The sequence below is a fragment of the Streptococcus cristatus genome, assembly GCF_003943465.1.
In the GTDB taxonomy this organism is placed as follows: Bacteria; Bacillota; Bacilli; order Lactobacillales; family Streptococcaceae; genus Streptococcus; species Streptococcus cristatus_C.
In genome coordinates this window covers 1-613 of record NZ_RJPR01000041.1, presented here as the reverse complement: position 1 = coordinate 613, position 613 = coordinate 1, and the positions used below count along the sequence as shown (strand labels likewise).

1 protein-coding gene is annotated in these 613 nt (G+C 46.8%); it reads left to right on the top strand.

Annotated features, from left to right (window positions below; genetic code table 11):
- The coding region (locus D8793_RS12005; protein ID WP_446677601.1) for a mucin-binding protein at positions 1 to 613 on the top strand (613 nt) is incomplete at both ends.

The following is a 613-nucleotide window of genomic DNA, read 5'->3' as shown; positions in this document are numbered from 1 at the left end:
GACAGACAAGGGTTACGAAGTTGTAACAGATGAGTTCGCAGGACCTAAGACCTTCGATAATGACGATAAGAAGGATCAAACCTTCACCGTTACTCTTCGTCAAGGTACAGAGAAGATTACAGACCCAGCTAAGCTCAACAAGAAAGTATCACGTACNATCAAGTACGAATACGCAGATGGTCAAACAGCGGGTCGTCCAGCTCTGAAAGCTCCTGTGACTCAAGAAGCAGCCTTCACACGTACAGGTGAGCGTAACCGTGTAACGAACGTTGAAACCTTCACTGCATGGACACCAGCTACGAAAGAATTGGCTCAAGAAGCTACACCAGTCGTGACTGGATTCGTGGCAGATAAGGCCAATGTTGCAGCGAAGACAGTCACTCCTGATGATAAGGATAGCGAAGAAACAGTTAAGTACAGCAAACTTGGTTCATATGTACCAAATGTACCAGACGGACTTCCAAAAGTNCCAAATCTTCCATATCCAAACGATCCAACAGATCCAAGCAAACCAGGTACTGATCTTCCAGTGATTCCACATGTACCAGGCACTACACCAGTAGGCCCAGATGGCACAACACCATTGACACCGAAAGATCCGAGCGATCCAAGC